A 19,921-nucleotide genomic window follows, 5' to 3' on the forward strand; every position below is an offset into this window, starting at 1 on the left:
TGTGACGGTTGATGTGTTGCTTGAAGGTCGTTGGCTTGCGTGAATATGATGCAAGTCAACAAATCCGGGGCAGAGGGTCGCCCATCAGCCAATCGAGCATGCGTTGGCCACCAAAGCGGGTGCGCATCTGCACGAAGCCATGGCCGTCATCCGTCACCGTACCAATGCGGCTGGCCTGCCGACCAAGCGGATGGGCCTGCATGGCCTGCAACAGCGCTGGTGCATCGGCTGCGTCGCAGATGGCCATGAGCTTGCCTTCGTTGGCCAGGTAGAGCGGATCCAACCCCATGAATTCACAAGCCGCTGCCACTGCTGGCTGTATCGCAATGGCGTCTTCGTCGATCTGCATGCCCACCTGCGATGCCGAGGCGATCTCGTTGAGCGTGGTGGCCAGGCCGCCGCGCGTGGGGTCGCGCAGTACGCGCAGCCTGGCACCGGTGGCCAGCATGTCGGCCACCAGCCCATTGAGCGCCGCACAGTCGGACACGATGGGGGCTTCAAAGCGCAGACCTTCGCGCTGGCTGAGCACCGCCATGCCGTGCTCGCCGATGCTGCCTGACAGCAGGATGGCATCGCCTGGGCGGGCCAACTGGCCGGACAGGTGCAGGCCGGGCGGCGCCACACCCAGCCCAGCGGTGCTGATGTAGAGGCCATCGGCTTTGCCCCGCTCCACCACCTTGGTGTCACCGGTGACGATGGCCACGCGGGCCGCCATGGCCGCTTGCGTCATCGACTGCACCACCCGCACCAGGTCGGCCAGGGGCAAGCCTTCTTCCAGAATGAAGCTCACGCTCAGGTGCAGCGGTGTGGCGCCCATCATGGCCAGGTCGTTGACCGTGCCATGCACAGCCAGCGCGCCGATGTCACTGCCAGGAAAGAACAGGGGTGACACCACATGCGCATCGGTGGACATCACCAGTCTGCCCTCCGGCATGGCGGCCAAGGGGTTGGGCAGCACGGCGCCGTCATCGCTTGCTGCTGGTAGACCGGTTGGCAAGGTGCGTGCAAAGGCCGACTTGAACACGGCCTCGATCAACTGGTGGCTGGCGCGCCCGCCCGCGCCGTGGGTGAGGTCGACCCGGCCATGGCGCAGGTCGAGCGGGCGAATGTAGCCTGGCTTGATGCTGCTCATGCCGAGACTTTCGCTACGGCTTGCTGGTGTGGCATCTTGTGCCGCCCATATTGATAATGCGCCGCACAGGCACCTTCCGAGCTCACCATGCAGGCGCCCACGGGCTGATCCGGCGTGCACACGTTGCCGAATAGCACGCAGTCTTGTGGGCGCTTGTGCCCTCGCAAGATGGGGCCGCACTCGCACTTGGGGTGATCGGGCACCGACAAGGGTGTCAGCTCAAAGCGCCGTTCGGCATCCAGGCTGGCAAAGGCTTCACGCAGCGCCAGGGCACTGTGCGGTATGGCACCCAACCCGCGCCAGTCGAAGGCCTCGCGCACGGTGAACACCTCATTGACCAGGCGCATGGCTTTCAGATTGCCCTCGCGCCGCACGGCCCGGGTGAACTGGTTCTCAACCTGGGCGCGGCCCTCGTTGACCTGCCTGATCAGCATGAGGATGGCCTGCATCACGTCCAGCGGCTCGAAACCGGCGACGACCACGGGCAAATGATGACGTTCGGCAAAGACCTCGTAAGGCTGTGATCCGATGATGGTGGACACATGGGCCGGCCCCACCAGGCCATCAAGCGCCACCGGCTCTGGCTGATCGAGGATGGCGTGCATGGCCGCCGGTGTGAGCACATGGTTGCACAACACGCTGAAGTTGCGCAGGCCTTCCCGCTGGGCGATCTGTATCGCGACGGCCGTGGCAGGGGTCGTGGTCTCGAAACCGATGGCGAAGAACACCACTTCGCGCTCAGGGTGCTGGCGGGCCAGTTGCAGGGCATCGTCCACGGCGTAGACCACGCGAACATCTGCCCCCAGGGCGCGCGCCTTCATCAGGCTCAGGCCCTTGGATGCCGGCACGCGCAAGGTGTCCCCATAGCTGGCCAGGATGAGGCCCGGCCTTTGCGCCAGTGCGATGGCCATGTCGATGCGGCCAATGGGCAGCACACACACCGGGCAGCCAGGGCCATGGATCATCTGCACCTGTGGCGGCAGGAGGTCCAGCACGCCATAGCGTGCCAGCGCATGGGTGTGCCCGCCGCAGAACTCCATGAAGCGGTAGTGGCGGTCAGCTTGCGCGGCTTCGGCGATGGCTTGTGCAAGTGCCTGCGCCATGGCAGGGTCACGAAACTCGCTGACGTACTTCATGAGGCTGCCTGGTCCTGTTGCAATTGCTCGAACAAGGCCAGGGTGTGCCGGGCTTCAGCCTCATCCAGCAAGGTCAGGGCGTAGCCGGCATGCACGATCACGTAGTCGCCAGCCCGGACCTCATCGAGCAAGGCCATGGACACCAATTTGCGCACGCCGCCCATGTCCACGGTGCCATGGCCTTGGGCATCGATATCGATCACACGGGCGGGGAGGGCGAGGCACATGAGGTTTGCTTGATCAGTCTTTGTCGGGCGACCCAGGCCTGCCCGAGGCTCAGGCCGCCGTCACCACAGGGGTATTGTGCCGGGCGCCAGACGCGCAGGCCCTGGACGATCAAGCCGGCGTACAAGGTATCGTCCAGCAAGCGGTTGGCCAGGCAGCCACCGGAGAGCACCACCGTGTTCACACCGTGGCGTGCGCAGGCCTGTGCGGCCCAGTCGGCGAGGGCCGTGGCGATGGTGGCGTGAAAAACGGCGGCGGCCTGTGCCGCGTCACGTTGATCGGCCAGCCAGTTCATCAAGGGCCGCCAGTCGAGCTGCAGATCATCGGTGATGCGCCAGCCATCGTCCAGCGCAGTGGCTGGCCAGCAGGTGGTGGCCAGACTTTCCAGCCGCATGGCGGCCTCGGCCTCGTAACGCGATTGGGTATAGGGCGCCAGCAGGTTCAGCAGCCCTGCTGCGGCGTCAAACAGCCGACCCAGGCTGGTGGTCACCGGATGGCGCTGGCTGCCTTGAGACAACCATTGCTGCAGCATGGGGGCCTGTGGCATGGCACTGAAACGGCGGCTTACTTCATCGGTGCGGCCCAGCGCCTGCAGGACGGAGGCCGCCATGCGCCAGGGCTCGCGCGCCGCAGCATCGCCGCCGGCCATGGCCAGTGGCCACAGATGGCCGATGCGCTGTGCCTCGTCTTCCTGAACCAGCAGCAACTCGCCGCCCCAGACCATGCCGTCGCTGCCCAGGCCGTGGCCGTCCAGTGCCAGCCCGATCACGGGTTCATGCACGCCTTTTTCTTCAGCATGTTCGGCCAGCACGGCCGCCACGTGGGCATGGTGGTGCTGCACCTGGATCAAGGGCAGGGGCTGTACGCCCGATGCCGTGGAGGCGCGCGTGTGCGCCATGTGCGCCGCCAGGATGGTGCTGAAGAAGTCCGGATGCAGATCGCAGGCCAGGGCGTCGGGCTGGGTGCGCAGCCAGCCGGGCCAGATGTCGGCCGTGCGCGTGAAGGCCACGCGGGTATCCACGGCATCCAGATCACCGATGTGCGGCGAGACCATGGCGCGGTCACCTTGCGTGATGCACAAGGTGTTTTTCAGCAGCGCACCCATCGACAGCACGGAGGGCGGCAGGCTGCCTTCTTCCAGCCCTTTGCCGACCCTTGTAGGCAGGGCCACGGGCGTGGGGGCATAGCCACGGCTGCGCCGCATGAAACAGGCCGAGCCGTCAGGGCGCACGCGCAACACCGAGTCATCGTTGCGCGCGAGGATGTCTCGGTCATGCAGCAGCCAGCCGTCGGCGATCTCGGCGAGTTCCAGCGTGGCCGTTTCGTTGTCGATGACCAGAGGGGAGCCCCCGGCATTGCCACTGGTCACCACGAGCACCATGTCATGGGGGGCCGTCAGCCAGGCCGTGCCTGCGGGTTGGCCGATGGCTTCGTGGAAGAGCAGATAGTGCAGGGGCGTGTAGGGCAGCATCACGCCCAGCCAGGCCAGATCAGGGGCGATGCCGCTCAGCTCCTGGCGGGCGCGCTCGCTTTGCGATAACAGGACAATCGGGCGCTCGGGCGATTGCAGCCAGCGTTGTTCGTGCGGTGTCATGCTGGCCCAGGGGGGTATGGAGGCCGGATTGGCCAGCATCACGGCCAGCGGTTTGCCTTCCCGTCGCTTGCGTTGACGCAGTCGGGCCACCGCGGCGGCTTGCCGGGCATCGCACACCAGATGGAAGCCGCCCAGCCCCTTGACGGCCAGGATCCCGCCGTCCTGCAGCAGCTTGAGCGCCGAGGCAATGGGTTGGTCGTGGTCGGCACTGCCGTCGGTCTGGGTGAGCCACACCTTGGGGCCGCATTCCGGGCAGGTGTTGGTCTGGTGATGGAAGCGCCGGTCGGCACCGTTGGCATATTCGGCATCACAAGCCGGGCAAGGCAGAAAGCGGGCCAGGCTGGTGTGGACGCGGTCAAACGGCAGGCTGCGCGTGACGGTGTAGCGCGGGCCACATTGCGGGCAGTTGATGAACGGGTGGCGCCAGCGCCGGTTGCCCGGATCGAACATCTCGGCCAGGCATCGGGGGCACACGCCCAGGTCGGCACCGATGGTGGTGGCGTGCCCCAGCGCATTGATGACACTGGCCTGGATTTCGAATGGCTTGCCTGGTGCAGCGGTTGGTGCGTCGCTTGCATTCACGCTCAGCACATCCACCTGTTCGACCTTGGCGGGCGCAGGGGCTTGCCAGAGTCGCGCTTGCAAGGTGTCCAGCAGGTGCGCATCCCCATGCATGTCGATCTCGACGCCAAAGCTGGTGTTGCGCACCCAGCCGATCAGACCCAGCGAGGTGGCCTGCTGCCAGACCCAGGGGCGGAACCCCACGCCCTGGACCAGCCCGCGCACGGCTAGGCGGCGGTGCATTGCTGCTCCAGCCAGCCCATCCAGTCATCGAGCCCCTGGCCGGTGGTGGCCGAGAGCTGGATGACGGCGGCGCCGGGATTGACCTGACGGATGAAGCCCAGGGCCTTGTCCATGTCGAATCGCAGGTGCGGCAGCAGGTCGCACTTGTTGAGCAGGATCAGGCCAGCGGCCTGGAACATGTCGGGGTATTTGAGGGGCTTGTCTTCCCCCTCGGTGACGGAGAACACCAGCACCTTGGCTTTTTCACCCAGATCAAACGCAGCGGGGCACACCAGGTTGCCGACGTTCTCGATCATCAGCACGCCGTGGTCGAGCGGAGGAAGATCGTGCAGGGCGTCGTGCACCATGCGGGCATCCAGATGGCAGCCCTTGCCCGTGTTGATCTGAACGGCCTGCACGCCCGTGGCGCGGATGCGTTCGGCGTCGAAGCTGGTTTGCTGATCCCCCTCGATCACCGCCACGGGGCGCCGGCCCTTCAGGCGTTGAACGGTTTCGACCAGCAGGGTCGTTTTGCCCGACCCGGGGCTGGACACCAGGTTGAGCGCCAGGGTGTGGTGCGAGGCCAGGTGCTCACGTATGTGATCGGCTACATGCTTGTTGCCCGCCAGGATGTCCTGCTCCAGCTGCAGCACGCGGGTGTGCATGGAGGCAGGGCTGTGGGCATGGGTGTGCTCATGGCCGTGCGCAGTGTCGTGCAAATGGTGAGGCATATGGTCATGCGCCTCGCCAGGAGGTGGCGCATGGTGTTGCGCAGATTCACAGCCGCAGATGGTGCACATGGGGTGATCCTGATCCTTGCCGGTGTCAGATGCAAGCGTATCTCAGTTCGCCCTGAGGTCGATGACAGACAGGTGACTTGTTTTGTCGCCATTCACGCTAAATTGTTGGGATCGGATCGTCGTCAACAAGGAGCAGGCATGAGCGATTTTCCTCAGGATATCTACACGGAACCCAGTAACGTCGATGTCGATACCCTGAAAAACCTGGGGCCGCTGCGTGGCATGGCGGGCATCTGGCAGGGCACACGCGGGCTGGACGTCAAGCCCAAGGCGGACGGCGCCAGGAAGCAGGCCTATGTCGAGCGCATCGAACTGCAGCCGATCGACCCCCAGACCAATGGCCCCCAACTGTTCTACGGCCTGCGGTATCACACCCATGTGACCAAGCCGGATCAGGTCAAGACCTATCACGATCAGGTTGGGTACTGGCTGTGGGAGCCCGCCACGGGCACCGTGATCCACACCTTGACCATTCCCCGCGCCCAGACCGTGATGGCCGTGGGCAAGGCGACGGCCGATGCGAGCACCTTCGAGCTGGTGGCCACGCGTGGGCAACTGGACTACGGCATCTGCTCGACCCCGTTTCTGGAGCATGCGTTCAAGACGGTCGAGTTCCGCATCCAGGTCACGATCAATGCGGACGGCACCTGGTCATACGACGAGGACACCGTGCTGGAGATCCGCGGCCAGGCCGAGCCTTTCCACCACCGCGATCGCAATACGCTGAGCAAGCTCGCCGAGCCCACGCCCAATCCATTGGCTCTGGCGCTTTATAGCCAGGCTGGCTGACCGCCTTGAGCGAAGCAGGTCAGTCCCGCACGGGTATGACCGGCAGGGGCTCGTAGCCAAACAGATAGGGCACCACGCGGTAGCCCTTGACGAGCCCGCCTTGGGCTGGCCTCAAGCCCAGGCGCTGGAAGTCTTGAGGGCCAAGTGGCTGTATTTTGGCTGCGTCACGTGAACGGCTGAACACGCCGTGTCGCCATTGATAGACCTCGTTCAGCTTTTCTTCGTAGCTGTAGGCGTGGTCATGGTCGTCGTAGAAGTCGTCAAACCGGTTGCGCCCCAGGTAGAGCGCGTTGGAGCCCTCGTAGCCGGTTTTGTGATGCGTGTTGGCATCCGTGTTGACGATGTAGGCCCAGTCACCGGGGACGAAGTTCCTGGGGGCCACGTTGTACTGGATCTTCATCAGCTTGCCCGGGCGCCCTTGCTCACGCGGGTCGAAATCCTCTTCGAAGAACCACATGTCGCCCGGTTCGATGTTGACCAGCGGATCTCCGTCTAGCCAGATCCGCTGCATCACCATCGCAGACAAATGGTCTGTCGCACGTACCCGCCGGTAGTAGTCGGTGACACCTTGCAGCAACACCAGTTTGGCGGCGGTGTAGCAGCCTATGGCGTATTGACGCTGGTTGGTGAACGCGTCGAGCAAGGCCAGGTGCAGTGGCTTGTTTCGGCTGGGTGTGCCGTCACGCCAATAGCGCTGGTTCCATCGGGCGGCCCCACCATCAGGCCAGACCCAGTGCAGGTGCTCGGTCCAGGCGACGATGGTCTGGCGCAGCCCGATCTGGTCTTTCAAGGCTTGTACATCGCAGGCGGCGCCAGTGAATACCGTCAGCCGACCGTGTTGCATCAGGGCCAGCGCGATCTCCTTGCGCGATACCGTTCGAACCTGGATGGCGGGGCGATTCAGTTGCGGGAGCGACAAGGTTTCCTCACCTACGTCATAACCGGGGCGCTCGTGAAGGTCCAGCGTGCTGTGGTCACCTTCGGGCGTGGCCAGCGTGTAGGTGATCGTGCCCGTCGCGGCGTCTGGGGTGACACGGTAAAGCCTGTCGGGGATGGCCAGTTCGCGCAGGAAGCGCGTCATGCCCGCCAGGATGGCCGGATGCATGCCAGGTTCGCATGCGAACTGAATGCCCTGTGGTGCGGCCTTGGTGTTGCACGACATGAAGGCCAAGGCCAGTGCCAGGCATGCGGCCCCTAGCTTGCTGGCCAGCGGTCTGAACGGTGTGGGCGAATTGAGATGGTGGTGCAACAAACTTCCTGCTCTTCAACGGGGCGACAGACCTGGTTCAATGTCGGCGATTGTGCCCCGATAAGGCGTACTCAATCCTGCTGCGGCCGCCTCATTCGCTCATAGCTGAAAACCGATGATGCGAACCAGGCCTTCCATAAGCTCCCTGGCGGCAGACGGGGGTTGAGGCAGCGCAGGGTGGCTTTCGTTGGCCAGCCGCAAGGCCCATTGCGTCAGCCAGGCGATGCTTCGGGCGTCATAAAAGGCAGTGTTCAACTCAAAATTCAGAAAGAGGCTGCGCGCATCCAGGTTGCCGGAGCCGCACCAGGCGATGTCGTCGTCCACGATGACAGCCTTGGCATGCAGCATGCGCGGGTACAGCTTGACCTCTGCGCCCGCCGCCATCAAGGCGCGCAAGGACGGCGCGCGGGCAACATCTGCCAGCTTGTGATTGGAGCGGGCCGGCAACACCAGCGTGAGTTGAACGCCTCGGCGGCAGGCCATGCACCAGGCCGAGAGCAGCGCGTCATCCGGCACGAAGTAGGGCGAGACCAGCACGATGCGACGTTCGGCGCGGTAGGCCGCCGCCAGCAACAGCGCGTGGATGGTGTCGTCGGCGTGATCCGGGCCACTGGGTATCCACTGCATCAGGCCGCCCGTTGCTGGACCTGAAGGCAGGCAGACAGGTACATCGACGAAGCTGACTTCACCGCTGGCAACCTGCCAGTCTTGTTGGTAGATATCGTGTGCCTGCTGTGCCATCGGGCCGCTGATGACGAAGCTGATGTCATTCCAGGCCGGGGAATGGTCCTGCCTGAGGAAGTATTCGCTGGCCAGGTTGCGGCCACCGCTCCAGACGTGCTGGCCATCGATCACCACGAGTTTGCGATGGTTGCGCAGGTTGACCCGCCCTCTTCGGATATTGGGCAGCAGCGGCATGAAGAACTGCACGGCCACGCCGTGTTGCTTCAGTGTGCGTACAAGTGCGCGAGGTATCGACCAGGACCCCAGCTCATCCAGCAGCACGCGCACCTTGACACCACGGCCCGCAGCCAATGTCAGCTCCTTGGTCAGCGCGGTGGCCACCTCGTCGTGGCCCAGGATGAAAGTGCAGATGTCGATTTGTTCCCGGGCGTGGCGGATCAGGTCGAGCAAGACGTTCAGGGCTGCCTGCCCATCGGCCTGAAAACTCACCGTCGCGTTACGCGTGGCCGCAGGCAGTGCCAGGGCCTGCCCCAGTTCGATGGCCCAGTGGGCCTCATCGCGGCCCTGGTGCGTTGGCACTTGTCGCAATCGAGCATGAGGCCGAGGCACCTTGCGAACGCCAAAAAGCAGGTAAAGCGGTATGCCGATATAGGGCAGCAGGGTCATCGTCAGCACCCAGGCCAGGGCAGCGGAGGGGTGTCGATGCTCCCGGCTCAATCTCGTGGAGGCCAGGTAGATCAGCAGGCCTGCCAGCACGAAGGCGCCATGTTCCAGTCCTGACAAGGGCCAGTGAACATGGGCGGGCAGAAGGTGCATGCCGTAGGTGCTTTCCGTGCTCAAAGAACCTGGACTTGAACGTCACCCAGGAGGCGCTGGATATCAGCCGTTTGGCACAGCGAGGTGCCTGATGTCAGCAAGGCAGCGGCTCCTGCTGCCATGGCGTAGCGCAGCGCCTGGGCCATGTCATGCTGCTGATCCAGGGCCCATACCAGGCCGGCCAGAAAGCTGTCGCCGGCGCCAATGGTGCTGGCGACCTCGACCTTCAGAGCGTGGGCGCGCCAGGCTTGTTCGGCTGTTACCAGCAGTGCGCCGTCTTCTCCCAGGGAGAGCGCCACGATGTGAGCCCGCCCTTGGTGAATCAGGCCGCGAGCTGCCTCACACCAATCTGACTCGGCTGCCAGGGGGCGCCCGGTGAGGTCTCGCAACTCCCTCAGGCTGGGTTTGACCAGGTGGACACCTGCCTGAAGCGCCGCACGCAGGGCTGCACCTGAGGTGTCCAGCACGAACAGGTTGCCTTGGGTGCGCGCCTGGCTGGCCATCTGCGCATAGAAGTCACTCGGCACGCCTGGCGGCAGGCTGCCACTGGCGATCACGTACCTGGCTGCCTGCGCCTGGCTTGTGGCGTCCAGGCAGGTTCGCCATTCGACCTCGCTCAACAAAGGGCCGGGCAATACAAAACGGAAATCCTGCCCGCTGCAGCCTTCGTGAACGGTGAAGCTCTCGCGGGTCTCATTGGTAATCTCGATCGCTTGCGCGGGGATCTGCTCTTGCGCAAGCAGTTCGCGCAGAACGCGGCCCGTGACACCGCCAGATGTGTAAAGCGCCCGCACATCGGCGCCCAGTCGGTGCAGCACCCGAGCGACATTGATGCCGCCGCCGCCGGGGTGTGTCTGCGCCGGTTCACAACGCAGCTTGTGGCCTGGGGTGACGCGATCAATCGATGTGAAGACATCGACCGCCGGGTTCATGGTCAAGGTCAGGATGTGGCTCATGAGGCCACAGTTTAGGCACCGTTGGCCTGTTCCTGAGCCTTGAGCCTCAAGCTTATTTGTTGACTTGTGGTTTGGTGTTGAGGTCCGGGCGCGTCGCCATCAACAATTCGTTGGTCACTGTGCCGCGCAGGGTGCAGGCCATGCGCGTCATGGTGACGTCTTTTTCGTAGGCCTCGATCTGCAGCACGCGCTCGACCGTGCCGGGCCTGGATTCGGCGCCACCTGGCATGTCGATTTTTTGCCAGCCGGCCTCAGGATGACTCAGGTCCCACTGCTCGGAGCGCGCATGGACGTCGCCCTCTTGTTGCAGGCGTGCGTTGTCCCACAGTTGGGATTGCGTGGATTTGAGCACCTTGTCCAACGGCGAGCGCAGGATGAAGCCCCATGAGATGACGGCTTCGTCGCCACCCAGGTTCAGGTGTTCATCGAAGTAACCGAAGGCCTCCAGCCCGCTGACCCTCACGGTGGGCGTGAATCGGCGCAGGCTGCGGTCAACATCGGTGCGATCAGCCACCTTGAACGTGGCCACGTTGCCGGTCTTGACGAGGTAAGGGGTGGCCGAGAACGCGCTGGCCTGGCGGTTCAGCACTTCGAAGAAGCTGCTGTCGCAGCGCGACAGTTCAGCCAGGATGTTGTCGGGTGCGGACGCTGCCGCAGCCATGGCCGAGCTGGCAAACACCAGCGGCAACAGAAATACGAATCTCATCGGGGGCCTGTTTGACTTGTTGGTAAGTCCACCTTGGTGAACCAGCAAGGAGTGTGCCCAAGCCCCTGTGAGCCATCAACCCGCGTTCCGGGTGGATGTGTCGATTTCTGCAAACAGTTCCTTGGCCACCAACAGGGCATTCACTGCAGCCGGGAAGCCCGCATATACCGCCATCTGCATGATCACCTCGACCACTTCCTGACGGGTGCACCCCACGTTCAGCGCGCCCTGGATATGGGCCTTGAGCTCCTTGGGCGCGTGGCCCAGGGTGGTCAAGGAGGCCAGCGTGGCGATCTGGCGCTCCTTGGGCGTCAAGCCCGGGCGCGCGTAGATGTCGCCATAGGGAAACTCGATGATGAGCCTGGCAAAGTCAGGGGCGATATCCTGCAAGGCGGCCATGACGCCTTCGCCTACATGGCCATGGATGCGGGACAGGGCTGCCTGCCCGCGCTCGAATCGATCGGATGTCATGTCACTGACCTTGACGTCGCTCCAGCTCGCGATACAGCCCCGATTGATCGAGGTCGGCATAGCCGTGCTGTGCCGCGTCTTCATAGAGCGCGGCCAGGTGTTGTGTGATGGGCGCGTCAAACGCCAGGCTGGCCGAGGTATGCAGCGCGTTGCGCAAGTCCTTGAGCTGAATGGCCAGCGAGCCGCGCTTGGCGAAGTCGCCATCGACCATGCGTTGCCCGTGTACCTCCAGGATGCGGCTTTCGGCAAAGCCGCCGCGCAGGGCTTCGCGAACCTTGGCGGGGTCGGCGCCACCACGTTGGGCCAGCAGCAGCGCTTCGGCCACGGCGCCGATCGTGATGCCCACGATCATCTGATTGGCCAGTTTGGTGAGTTGGCCGGAGCCCGTCGGGCCGACGTGCACAGGGCGGCCCAGCACATTCAGCACCGGTTGAGCGCGCTCGAATTCGGCTGCATCGCCGCCCACCATGATGGCCAGCGTGCCGGCTTCCGCGCCTACGGTGCCACCCGAGACTGGGGCGTCCAGCACGGTCACGCCCAGGTGGTCGAGCTGGTCGGCGTGGCTGCGGGCCTGCTCGGGCAGGATGGAGCTCATGTCGATGACCAGGGTGCCAGGGCGCAGGCCGGCGGCGGCACCAGGCAAGGCCGAGTTGAACAGCACGTTTTCCACCACGTCGCCGTTCTCCAGCATGGTGATGACGATGTCGGCCTTGGCCACGGCGCGTGAGGGGGAGGGCGCCACACGGGCACCGTCAGGAATCAAGGCCTCCGCCTTGCTGCGGGTGCGGTTCCAGACCGTCACGGGGTAGCCGGCGGCCAGCAGGCGGCGGGCCATGGGGGTCCCCATCAAGCCGCATCCCAGCAGCGCAATCTGTTTTTTCTCTTCGTTCATGATGTGGTTTGCTTGCAAAACCAGCCGAATATGCACCAGACCGTGTGTGAAAAGCCGCATAAGCAGCGGAAACTCTGTGCACATCCCTTGTTTGAAGGACAGTCAGGCAAGCTATTTTCGGCGAACATTGATTCGTTGACATCCAATCAGCCGGGTAAGGCTGGCTGTCGGTCGTTTCCTCAAAACTACATCGATTCATATGGCCGAATCCACTGAAGCTGCGGCGCTCCAAGGCGGAGCGCTGAACCAGAAGGTCTTGCATGCGCTGGATCAATTGGGCCTGGCAGTACTGGTCAAGGACGTGGCAAGCGGTCGGTACGACGTGGCCAACGATGTCGCGGCGCACGTGTTGGGGTTGGAACAACGCCACATCGTCGGTGCCGTGGATGCTGATTTGTTTGACGCGGCTCAGGCCGTGGCCTTGCGGGCAGCCGATCAGCAAGCGCAGGCCGTACCAGAAGGCGTGCGCGCCGAGCACAAGCTGGAGTTGAGCACCGGGCGACACGAGTTCGTCACCTGGCGGCAAACCTACACGGACGAGGCCACGGGCGCAGGCAAGCTGTTGTCCGTCTGGCAGGATGTGACCGATGCGCGTCGCCGTGATGCCCAGTTGCAGTCGGCGCTGGCACAGCTCGAAAAAGAGCAGAAAGCCAACGATTCGTTGCGCCGAGACGTGGAAGACAACCAGGTACGCGATACCGTGTCCGGCCTGTACCACCGCGCTCATTTCGAAGAGCAGTTGCGTCGCGAGGCAGACCTGTCCAGCCGCGAGCAGCGTGAATTCGCGCTGGTGTCGGTGTCGATCGACAACCTCGATGAGATTCGCCGCATGCACGGTGTCGAAGGCTGCGAGCGTGTCGTCGAGGCCCTTGGGCGTTTGCTGAGGGCCAACACCCGCGCGATGGACTCCCCATGCCGACTGGGTGGTGACCGTTTCGTCGTGCTGCTGTCAGGCATCGGCCTGGCGATTGCGCACTCCAGGATGGAGCAACTGCGCCGCCAATGCACCCAGCACATCGTGCCCTTCAATGGCCAGCAGATCCCGTTCACGGTGGCCATGGGTGTGGCCAGCTTCCCGCACACGGCCGGTGGCATCGACGAGTTGATGCGTGCCGCTGACCGCGCCATGGCTTCTGCCCGCGAAAAGGGCGGCAACCGCATTGCCCTGGCCAGCATCCAGTTCGTGCCGGCAGCCTGATCTGCATCTACCGTTTCAAGCGCCCAAGAAAAAGGCCAGCATCCTGAGGGCGCTGGCCTTTTTGCATGAATGAAGTGTCCGCCGAGAACTGATTGCCGCATTCCTGAACCCAGGGGATTCAGGTGGGCGAGGTCAGCGGTACGTCGGGTTCATCTGACGCGAGACGATCACACCTGCACCGCAATATTCCAAGCCCTGGCTCGAAGAGCATCGGTTCAAGGAAATAAAAACAACCACGAACGCGACGGACGATTTCATTCTACTTTCTCTCGCCGCTTTTGACCGTGCAAATACAGCGACTTGCAGGGGTTCTTGACAAGATCAAACCCTCAGATCAGGTGGCCGTCGCTGTCCAGTGCCTGGTCCAGACGCGAGATCAGGTTGTCGATGTATTCGGGTGAGGGCAAGTCGGGCTCGATCGCTGTTGCTGGCGTGCTTGATTTGGTGGGCGCGGCAGGGCGCTCTGTCAGCATGTAGGCCAGGTTCAGGGCGGACAGCACGGCGATGCGCTCGCGCGCCTTGAGCTTGCCGCTGTCACGGATGGCGCACATTTCGCGGTCCACCTGGTGCACGGCTTCTTTGAGGCGCTCTTCGCCACCTTCCGGGCAACCCAGGAGGTAGCTTTGGCCCATGATGGAAACTTCAATCTGCTTCATGCGTGTAGGGCCTCGTCTCAAGCTTCAGGGTGGGGCGGTTCATCGTGCCCGTCAGCGGCCTCGCCAGGGTGGGAGGGCAGCTTGTCGATCAGGGCATCGATGCGGGAACGGGCGGCCGACAGCCGCGCGCGCAGCGAATCACGCTCCTGGGCGGTCACGGCCAGTTGTTGCTGCAACAACGCGTTGGTGCGGTGCAGCTCCTCGTGGCGTAACAGCAGGCGCTCGATGCGGTCCGTGAGTTCGTCGATTCTGGACATGGGCGGATCGTGTTGCCCACCCGGTTCGGTGGGGCCTTGTGGCTCTACAGCAGAACAATCATTGTAGGCGCCTTACAATGCGCCCCGTTGGTGCTCGCACTGGGGTTCGCCCGGTGCAGTTAAACGGGAAGCAAGAGGGCTTGGGCGTCCATGATGACGCCAGCCTCACTTGCGCTGCCCCCGCAACGGTCGGCGGTCGAGTCTTTCAAGACTCAGCTTGCGTTCACAACCACTGGTCACCTGAAAACGACTGGGAAGGTTTCGCGAGTTGCACCGCCTAGCCCGGATACCGGCCGACAGGGGGTGAGGCGTGGCCATAGCTGGCTCGCCTTGCCATATCGCTCGTGGTCTGCGGGGACGCTGACCGGGGCACTTGATCTGTCTGTTTTCATCATGTTGTTTTTGAACTCGGTGCGTGTGGCACCTGGGGCGCGTTCGGCTTTGGCCGTGGCGTGTGGTTTGGCTTTGCTGTCGGGTTCTGCAGCCTGGGCTGAGGACGATGGGTTGCCCACGGTGGTGGTGACGCCCACCAGGGTGCCAACGCGTGTCAGTGCCTTGGTGGCAGATGTGACGGTGATTGACCGCACTCAGATCGAGCAGGCCCGCGGCAAGTCGGTGGCCAGCCTGCTGTCCTTCGCACCTGGTGTCCAAATCTCTTCTACAGGTGGCGAGGGGCAATCCAGCAGCGTGTATGTCCGTGGCGGCTCATCCGTTCAGGCCTTGCTCGTGATCGATGGGGTGCCCTACAACTCTGGTACGTCGGGTGCTCCCTCGCTGGAGTCCATTCCTTTGGACGAAGTTGATCGCATCGAAGTCGTGCGCGGCCCGATGGCAGCCCTGTATGGATCGGGCGCTGCGACGGGCGTCGTTCAAATCTTCACGCGCAAGGGGCGCACTGGCTTCTCGCCCACGGCGTCCGTGGCGGTGGGGTCGGATCGGTACTTCAGCGTCGCATCCGGTGTCAGCGGCGGCGATGATCGCGTGACCTACAGCGTGCATGCTTCAACCGCGGGTGCCAGTGGCTTCAGTGCGACCAATGAGCGCAACTACTACTACAACGCAGACCGCGACGGCTACACACAACGCGCGGTGACAGCCAGGCTGGGCCTCAAGCTTAACAAAGACTGGCGCGCCGATGGCAATTTCATGAGCAGCAAGGGCGTGGTCCACTTTGACGATGGCCATGCATTCAGTGGCCCGACCGTGGACGCCAATTCGGACCAGTCTGCTTCCGTGGCTGGTCTGGCCTTGACAGGGCAAATCGGTTCCGAGTGGCGCACGACATTGCGGGTCGCCCGGACGGAAGACGTGAGTGATACCACCGTGTTCAACGACCCGGATTTCGGCGGACGCTTTGCCACCAATCAGGTGCTGTTGGCCTGGGAAAACCAGTTCAGCCTGCCCATGGCCCAGGCGTTGGTCGCTGTTGAACAGTTGCAGCAGGACGTAGGCGGCACCTCCGCAGCATTTGCGGTGACATCGCGTTCGATCCGATCCCTGATCCTGGGGCTTAACGGCAGCGTTGGTGACAGCGATTGGCAAGTCAGTGCCCGGCAGGACAACAACTCCCAGTTCGGCAACGAGGCGACGGGTGCGCTCGGTTATGGCTACAAGTTCTTGCCGCAGTGGAAGGCCACCGCATCCATCGGGTCCAGCTTCATTGCACCTTCGTTCAATGACCTGTACTACCCGCAATACGACTATGGCAACCCCAACCTCCGGCCGCAGCAAGGTGTGAACAAGGAACTCAGCCTCGGGTGGGCCGATCAAGGTGACGAGCTCAAGCTGGTTCGCTACGACAACCGCATTCGTGACTACATCCAGGCAACGCAGGTTTCCGAGACGGTTTGGCGTGCCGGCAACGTCAATGGTGTGAGGCTGTCGGGCTGGACCTTGTCTGGAGCGTGGTCCGAAGTTGTGGATGCCAAGCGGTTTTATGCCAGCGGTTCATTGGATTGGCTGGACGCGCATGATGTGGACACAGACCTGAAGCTGGCTCGACGCGCGACCAGGAGTGCCGCATTGCGGGGCGGCGTAGAGATGGGCGCCGTGAGCTACGAGGTATCGGTCAGGTCCAACAACGGGTCTAACGATGGCAGCAGCAAGCATCTGGCAGGCTATTCCTTGTGGGGTGCGTCTGTTGGATGGTCTGTGTCCAGAGACTGGAAGCTGGCCTTGCGTGCGGACAACATCGGCAACCACGCTTATCAATCGGCCTGGAACTTCAATCAGCCGCTCAGCCGGTACTTCCTGACCTTGTCTTACTCGCCCAAGGCAAATTGACCGTGACGAGCGCCCACCACCTCATCCTCGGCGGCCAGCGCAGTGGCAAGTCGCGCCATGCCGAGCGGCTGGCGATGCGGTGGTTGGCGCAATCGCCATTGCACAGTGTCACGGTGGTGGCCACGGCCACGCCGTCTGATGCAGAGATGCACGAGCGTATCGCGCGGCATCGTGCGGATCGGCCTTCCGGTTTCGAAACGCTTGAGGCGCCGGTTGAACTAGGTAGCGTGCTGCGTGAAGCGGCCGATGCCCATCGCCTGCTCATCGTGGATTGCCTGACGCTGTGGCTGGCCAATGTGCTCATGCCCGCCTTGCCTGCACACGGTGATGGCGCCGGTGCATTGGCGCCAGGCTGGCCCGACTTGAAGGCAGACTTGCTGTCGGCATTGCGTGCGGCACCTGGCCCGGTGCTGCTGGTCTCCAATGAAATCGGTTTGGGCGTGATCCCCATGGGCGCCGAGGTGCGGCACTTTGTCGATGAACTGGGCCGGCTCAATCAGGATGTGGCGCAGGCTTGTAGGCACATCACCTTGATGGCCGCAGGGCAGGCCTTCACGCGAGAGGTAGAGGTCTGGGCATGACGATCGCCTTGCGTGGTGTGGGCCTGGGCGTGGCCTTGTTGGCCTTGGTGCTGCTGTGTCTGTGGGGCCCGCCCGCGCATGCGCAGGGCATCAGCGTGGTGGATGACCGGGGTGTGACCGTGCGCTTGCCGCGTGCGCCGCAGCGCATCGTCACGTTGTTGCCGTCGATCACGGAGTCCGTGTGCGCACTGGGCGCCTGCAAGCAGGTGGTGGCCACGGATAGGTGGTCCAACTGGCCGGCATCGGTGCAAGCCTTGCCCAAGCTGGGCGGGCTGGACGATGCCAATGTGGAGCTGATCGTGGCGCAAAAGCCCGATCTGGTGCTGGTGGCACCCTCATCCCGTGTGGCGCCTCGCCTACGAGCCTTGGGCCTGACCGTGGCCGAACTGGACGCGCAGGACCTGTCTCAGGTGCAAAAGCTGTTTGGCAAGATAGCCGCCTTGATCGGGCAGCCTCAGGCAGCTGACCTTCGCTGGAAGGCCCTGCAGGCCGAGATCGATGCGGCCCGTGATCAGGTGCCCTTGAAGGCGCGTGGCACGCGTGTCTATTTCGAGGTGGGCGCTACCCCTTATGCTGCCGGTGCGGCGTCGTTCATCGGGCAGTTGCTGACCCGACTGGGCGCCGTCAATGTGGTCCCGGCTGAACTGGGGCCATTTCCCAAACTCAATCCCGAATTTGTTGTGCGCGCCAACCCGGATCTCATCATGATCGCTGCGGAAGAGGCCGATGGCCTCGCTGCTCGGCCGGGGTGGGCGCGCTTGAAGGCGGTGGCAGGGCACCATGTGTGTGCCATCGCTCATGCCGATTACGATCTGCTGGCGCGGCCTGGCCCGCGTCTTGGCCTGGGGGCGGCTGTGCTGGCACGTTGTTTGAACGCCTATGCCGCTTCTGGCACGCTGGCTGCCAAAGGAGCGCTCAGGTGAGTGGTCAACGTGCGCTGCCTGGTGTGCTGGTATTGACTGGCTTGATGTTGCTGCTGGTCTTGGCTGGACTGGGCATGGGCAGCACGGGCTGGCAGGATCCCATGGCTGCCTGGTCGGATGAGAGCCTGCGCGAGATCGTGTGGGAGATCCGCGCGCCACGCACCGTGGGCGCCTTGCTGGTGGGGGCGCTGTTGGGCCTGGGTGGCGCCGTGGCGCAGGGCTTGTTTCGCAATCCTCTGGCCGAGCCCTATTTGCTGGGCAGCTCATCAGGAGCGTGTCTGAGCATGGTCTTGATGTTGACGCTGGGCCAATCCTGGGCAGCATCGTCGGGCTGGTTGGCTGGCATGGGGCTGACGGGCGCAGCCTTTGTGGGTGCCGTGGCCGGTGTGTCCCTGACCTTGCTGCTGTCACGCGGTGCCACGCAGACCATGCGCCTGCTGCTGGCTGGCGTGGTGGTGGGCGTCGTGCTGGGCGCGCTGACTGAACTGGTCTTGCTGTGGTCGGCTGAAGCCTGGCGCACCATGCGGGCCTTCATGCTGGGCAACACGTCGATGCTGAGTTGGTCAGCTTGCGGCCTCATGGGCTTGGTGTTGGCGCTGACCTTGCCCGTGGCATGGTTGCTGGCACGTGTGCTGGATGCGCTCAGCCTGGGTGAAGACACGGCCCGCACGCTGGGCATCCCGCTGGGTCTGGCGCGTGGCGTGCTGGTGGGCGTGCTGGCTTTGAGTACCGCTGCGGCGGTGGCACAGGCTGGTCTGGTCGCTTTTGTGGGCCTGGTGGCACCGCATCTGGCGCGGCCTTGGGCAGGCGCGCGCCACGCCACCATGTTGTGGGCATCCAGTCTGCTGGGCGCCACCTTGTTGCTGGCCGCCGATGTGCTGGCACGCAGCCTGATCGCGCCGCAGGAGTTGCCGGTCGGTGTGCTCACCGCGGTCATGGGCGGCGTCTACCTGCTGGTGCTGCTGCACAGGAGGGTCGCGTGAACGCCGCGCATCGTCATCATCCATTGGCCGTGGAGGCCAGACGTGTGAGCGCCAGCCATGGCCACACACAGGTGCTGTTTGAGGTGAATATGCCGGCGCGTGCCGGTGAGTGGCTGGCCATCGTCGGGCCCAATGGCGCAGGCAAGTCCACCTTGTTGCGCTGCCTGTCCGGCCTGATGCCCACAGTTTCGGGCGAGGTGATCTTGCAAGGCCAGCCGCTGCATCAATGGCCGGGCCGGGCCCGTGCGCAGCATCTGGCCTGGTTGGGGCAGGATGTCTCGGGTGACCCCGCAATGGCCGTGCGCGATGTGGTCGCCCTGGGCCGCCTGCCGCATCAAGGCTGGTTGGGGCTGGCGGGCATGCGGGCGGCGGATCTGGGTGCGGTGTCGCAGGCCATGCAGGATACCGATACCGCCTGGGCGGCCGACAGGCGCATGGCGGCACTCTCGGGTGGCGAGCGCCAACGTGTGCTGCTGGCGCGAGCCTTGGCTGTGCAGGCACCGGTGATGCTGCTCGATGAGCCCGTCTCCCACCTGGATGCACCGCATCAGCGCTTGCTGGCCCGTGTGCTGCGCCGCGAGGCCGACAAGGGCCGATGCGTCATCAGCGTGCTGCATGAGCTGCCGCTGGCGCTGGCGGCCGACCGGATCGCCGTCATGCAGGCCGGTCGCATGGTGGCGCATGGCTATCGCGATGACCCGCAGGTCCACCGCGCCATTGAACACGTTTTTGAACAGGCCGTCACCATCGTGCGTGCCGATACGCGCTGGGTCGTGCTGCCCAGTTTTGGATGACACCGTCGCGCCA

The 19,921-nt window shown here is 63.9% G+C and carries 20 protein-coding genes and 1 riboswitch; of the genes, 7 read left to right on the forward strand and 13 right to left on the reverse strand.

All coding sequences use genetic code 11. The features are described 5' to 3' along the window. Positions 1-55 precede the first annotated feature (55 nt). From hypE to hypB, 5 genes are read right to left on the reverse strand one after another with little or no spacing between them, the layout of a single operon-like run. Complete coding sequence (gene hypE / locus HY836_RS15375) at positions 56-1,132, reverse strand: hydrogenase expression/formation protein HypE (RefSeq protein WP_290677599.1); 1,077 nt, start codon at positions 1,130-1,132, stop codon at positions 56-58. Then, entirely contained in the window at positions 1,129-2,268 is a 1,140-nt protein-coding gene (gene hypD, locus HY836_RS15380; protein ID WP_290677602.1) for a hydrogenase formation protein HypD, read from the reverse strand. Before hypD ends, hypE begins: the two co-directional genes overlap by 4 nt. Next, positions 2,265-2,495, reverse strand: coding sequence for a HypC/HybG/HupF family hydrogenase formation chaperone (locus HY836_RS15385; RefSeq protein ID WP_290677605.1), 231 nt, complete (start codon positions 2,493-2,495; stop codon positions 2,265-2,267). Before HY836_RS15385 ends, hypD begins: the two co-directional genes overlap by 4 nt. Next, on the reverse strand, positions 2,468-4,891 hold the full coding sequence (gene hypF / locus HY836_RS15390; protein ID WP_290677608.1) for a carbamoyltransferase HypF: 2,424 nt from the start codon (positions 4,889-4,891) through the stop codon (positions 2,468-2,470). The genes HY836_RS15385 and hypF overlap by 28 nt, the downstream gene beginning before the upstream one ends. Continuing rightward, the gene (gene hypB, locus HY836_RS15395) at positions 4,876-5,670 is read right to left on the reverse strand and encodes a hydrogenase nickel incorporation protein HypB (RefSeq protein WP_290677611.1); all 795 of its coding nucleotides are present in this window, start codon (positions 5,668-5,670) and stop codon (positions 4,876-4,878) included. Before hypB ends, hypF begins: the two co-directional genes overlap by 16 nt. A 138-nt stretch (positions 5,671-5,808) precedes the next feature. Here hypB and HY836_RS15400 point away from each other — a divergent pair, with 138 nt between their 5' ends. Beyond that, positions 5,809-6,459: a heme-binding beta-barrel domain-containing protein gene (locus tag HY836_RS15400; protein ID WP_290677614.1), complete on the forward strand. Its 651-nt coding sequence runs from the start codon at positions 5,809-5,811 to the stop codon at positions 6,457-6,459. A gap of 19 nt (positions 6,460-6,478) precedes the next feature. Here HY836_RS15400 and HY836_RS15405 read toward each other — a convergent pair whose 3' ends face one another. The 6 genes from HY836_RS15405 to HY836_RS15430 all read right to left on the reverse strand — a co-directional run bounded on the left by HY836_RS15405 (position 6,479) and on the right by HY836_RS15430 (position 12,233). Beyond that, a complete protein-coding gene (locus HY836_RS15405; protein ID WP_290677617.1) occupies positions 6,479-7,621 on the reverse strand; it encodes a hypothetical protein in 1,143 nt (380 codons plus the stop codon). A gap of 186 nt (positions 7,622-7,807) precedes the next feature. After that, the gene (locus HY836_RS15410) at positions 7,808-9,208 is read right to left on the reverse strand and encodes a phospholipase D-like domain-containing protein (protein WP_290677620.1); all 1,401 of its coding nucleotides are present in this window, start codon (positions 9,206-9,208) and stop codon (positions 7,808-7,810) included. Positions 9,209-9,228: 20 nt separating this feature from the next. After that, the gene (locus HY836_RS15415) at positions 9,229-10,164 is read right to left on the reverse strand and encodes a 1-phosphofructokinase family hexose kinase (protein ID WP_290677623.1); all 936 of its coding nucleotides are present in this window, start codon (positions 10,162-10,164) and stop codon (positions 9,229-9,231) included. A gap of 52 nt (positions 10,165-10,216) precedes the next feature. Beyond that, positions 10,217-10,870, reverse strand: a complete 654-nt coding sequence (locus tag HY836_RS15420; protein ID WP_290677626.1) for a hypothetical protein — start codon at positions 10,868-10,870, stop codon at positions 10,217-10,219. 75 nt (positions 10,871-10,945) lie between these two features. Further along, positions 10,946-11,341 carry a carboxymuconolactone decarboxylase family protein gene (locus HY836_RS15425; protein WP_290677629.1) on the reverse strand — a complete coding sequence of 132 codons (396 nt, stop codon included), beginning with the start codon at positions 11,339-11,341 and terminating at the stop codon, positions 10,946-10,948. 1 nt (position 11,342) lies between these two features. Then, positions 11,343-12,233 carry an NAD(P)-dependent oxidoreductase gene (locus HY836_RS15430; RefSeq protein ID WP_290677632.1) on the reverse strand — a complete coding sequence of 297 codons (891 nt, stop codon included), beginning with the start codon at positions 12,231-12,233 and terminating at the stop codon, positions 11,343-11,345. Between the two features lie 199 nt (positions 12,234-12,432). On the opposite strand from HY836_RS15430, the gene HY836_RS15435 reads away from it, so the two are divergent. Then, a complete protein-coding gene (locus HY836_RS15435) occupies positions 12,433-13,431 on the forward strand; it encodes a sensor domain-containing diguanylate cyclase (RefSeq protein ID WP_290677635.1) in 999 nt (332 codons plus the stop codon). 329 nt (positions 13,432-13,760) lie between these two features. On the opposite strand, the gene HY836_RS15440 is transcribed toward HY836_RS15435, so the two are convergent. Together HY836_RS15440 and HY836_RS15445 are read right to left on the reverse strand one after the other, a co-directional pair. Next, entirely contained in the window at positions 13,761-14,087 is a 327-nt protein-coding gene (locus tag HY836_RS15440; protein WP_290677638.1) for a cell division protein ZapA, read from the reverse strand. Between the two features lie 17 nt (positions 14,088-14,104). Then, entirely contained in the window at positions 14,105-14,344 is a 240-nt protein-coding gene (locus HY836_RS15445) for a cell division protein ZapB (protein ID WP_290677640.1), read from the reverse strand. Positions 14,345-14,415: 71 nt separating this feature from the next. Then, a riboswitch (cobalamin riboswitch) is annotated at positions 14,416-14,657 on the forward strand. 80 nt (positions 14,658-14,737) lie between these two features. Between HY836_RS15445 and HY836_RS15450 the strand changes: the two genes are divergently transcribed. The 5 genes from HY836_RS15450 to HY836_RS15470 are packed head-to-tail and all read left to right on the forward strand — an operon-like array spanning position 14,738 to position 19,908. Continuing rightward, entirely contained in the window at positions 14,738-16,627 is a 1,890-nt protein-coding gene (locus tag HY836_RS15450; RefSeq protein WP_290677643.1) for a TonB-dependent receptor, read from the forward strand. Positions 16,628-16,629: 2 nt separating this feature from the next. Further along, positions 16,630-17,208 carry a bifunctional adenosylcobinamide kinase/adenosylcobinamide-phosphate guanylyltransferase gene (gene cobU, locus HY836_RS15455; protein ID WP_290677646.1) on the forward strand — a complete coding sequence of 193 codons (579 nt, stop codon included), beginning with the start codon at positions 16,630-16,632 and terminating at the stop codon, positions 17,206-17,208. Then, complete coding sequence (locus HY836_RS15460) at positions 17,205-18,131, forward strand: ABC transporter substrate-binding protein (protein WP_290677649.1); 927 nt, start codon at positions 17,205-17,207, stop codon at positions 18,129-18,131. Before cobU ends, HY836_RS15460 begins: the two co-directional genes overlap by 4 nt. A 44-nt stretch (positions 18,132-18,175) precedes the next feature. Then, complete coding sequence (locus tag HY836_RS15465; protein ID WP_290677695.1) at positions 18,176-19,114, forward strand: iron ABC transporter permease; 939 nt, start codon at positions 18,176-18,178, stop codon at positions 19,112-19,114. Then, positions 19,111-19,908: an ABC transporter ATP-binding protein gene (locus HY836_RS15470; RefSeq protein WP_290677652.1), complete on the forward strand. Its 798-nt coding sequence runs from the start codon at positions 19,111-19,113 to the stop codon at positions 19,906-19,908. Before HY836_RS15465 ends, HY836_RS15470 begins: the two co-directional genes overlap by 4 nt. Positions 19,909-19,921 lie beyond the last annotated feature (13 nt).

It is taken from the genome of Aquabacterium sp. (assembly GCF_016234775.1).
GTDB lineage: Bacteria > Pseudomonadota > Gammaproteobacteria > Burkholderiales > Burkholderiaceae_C > Aquabacterium.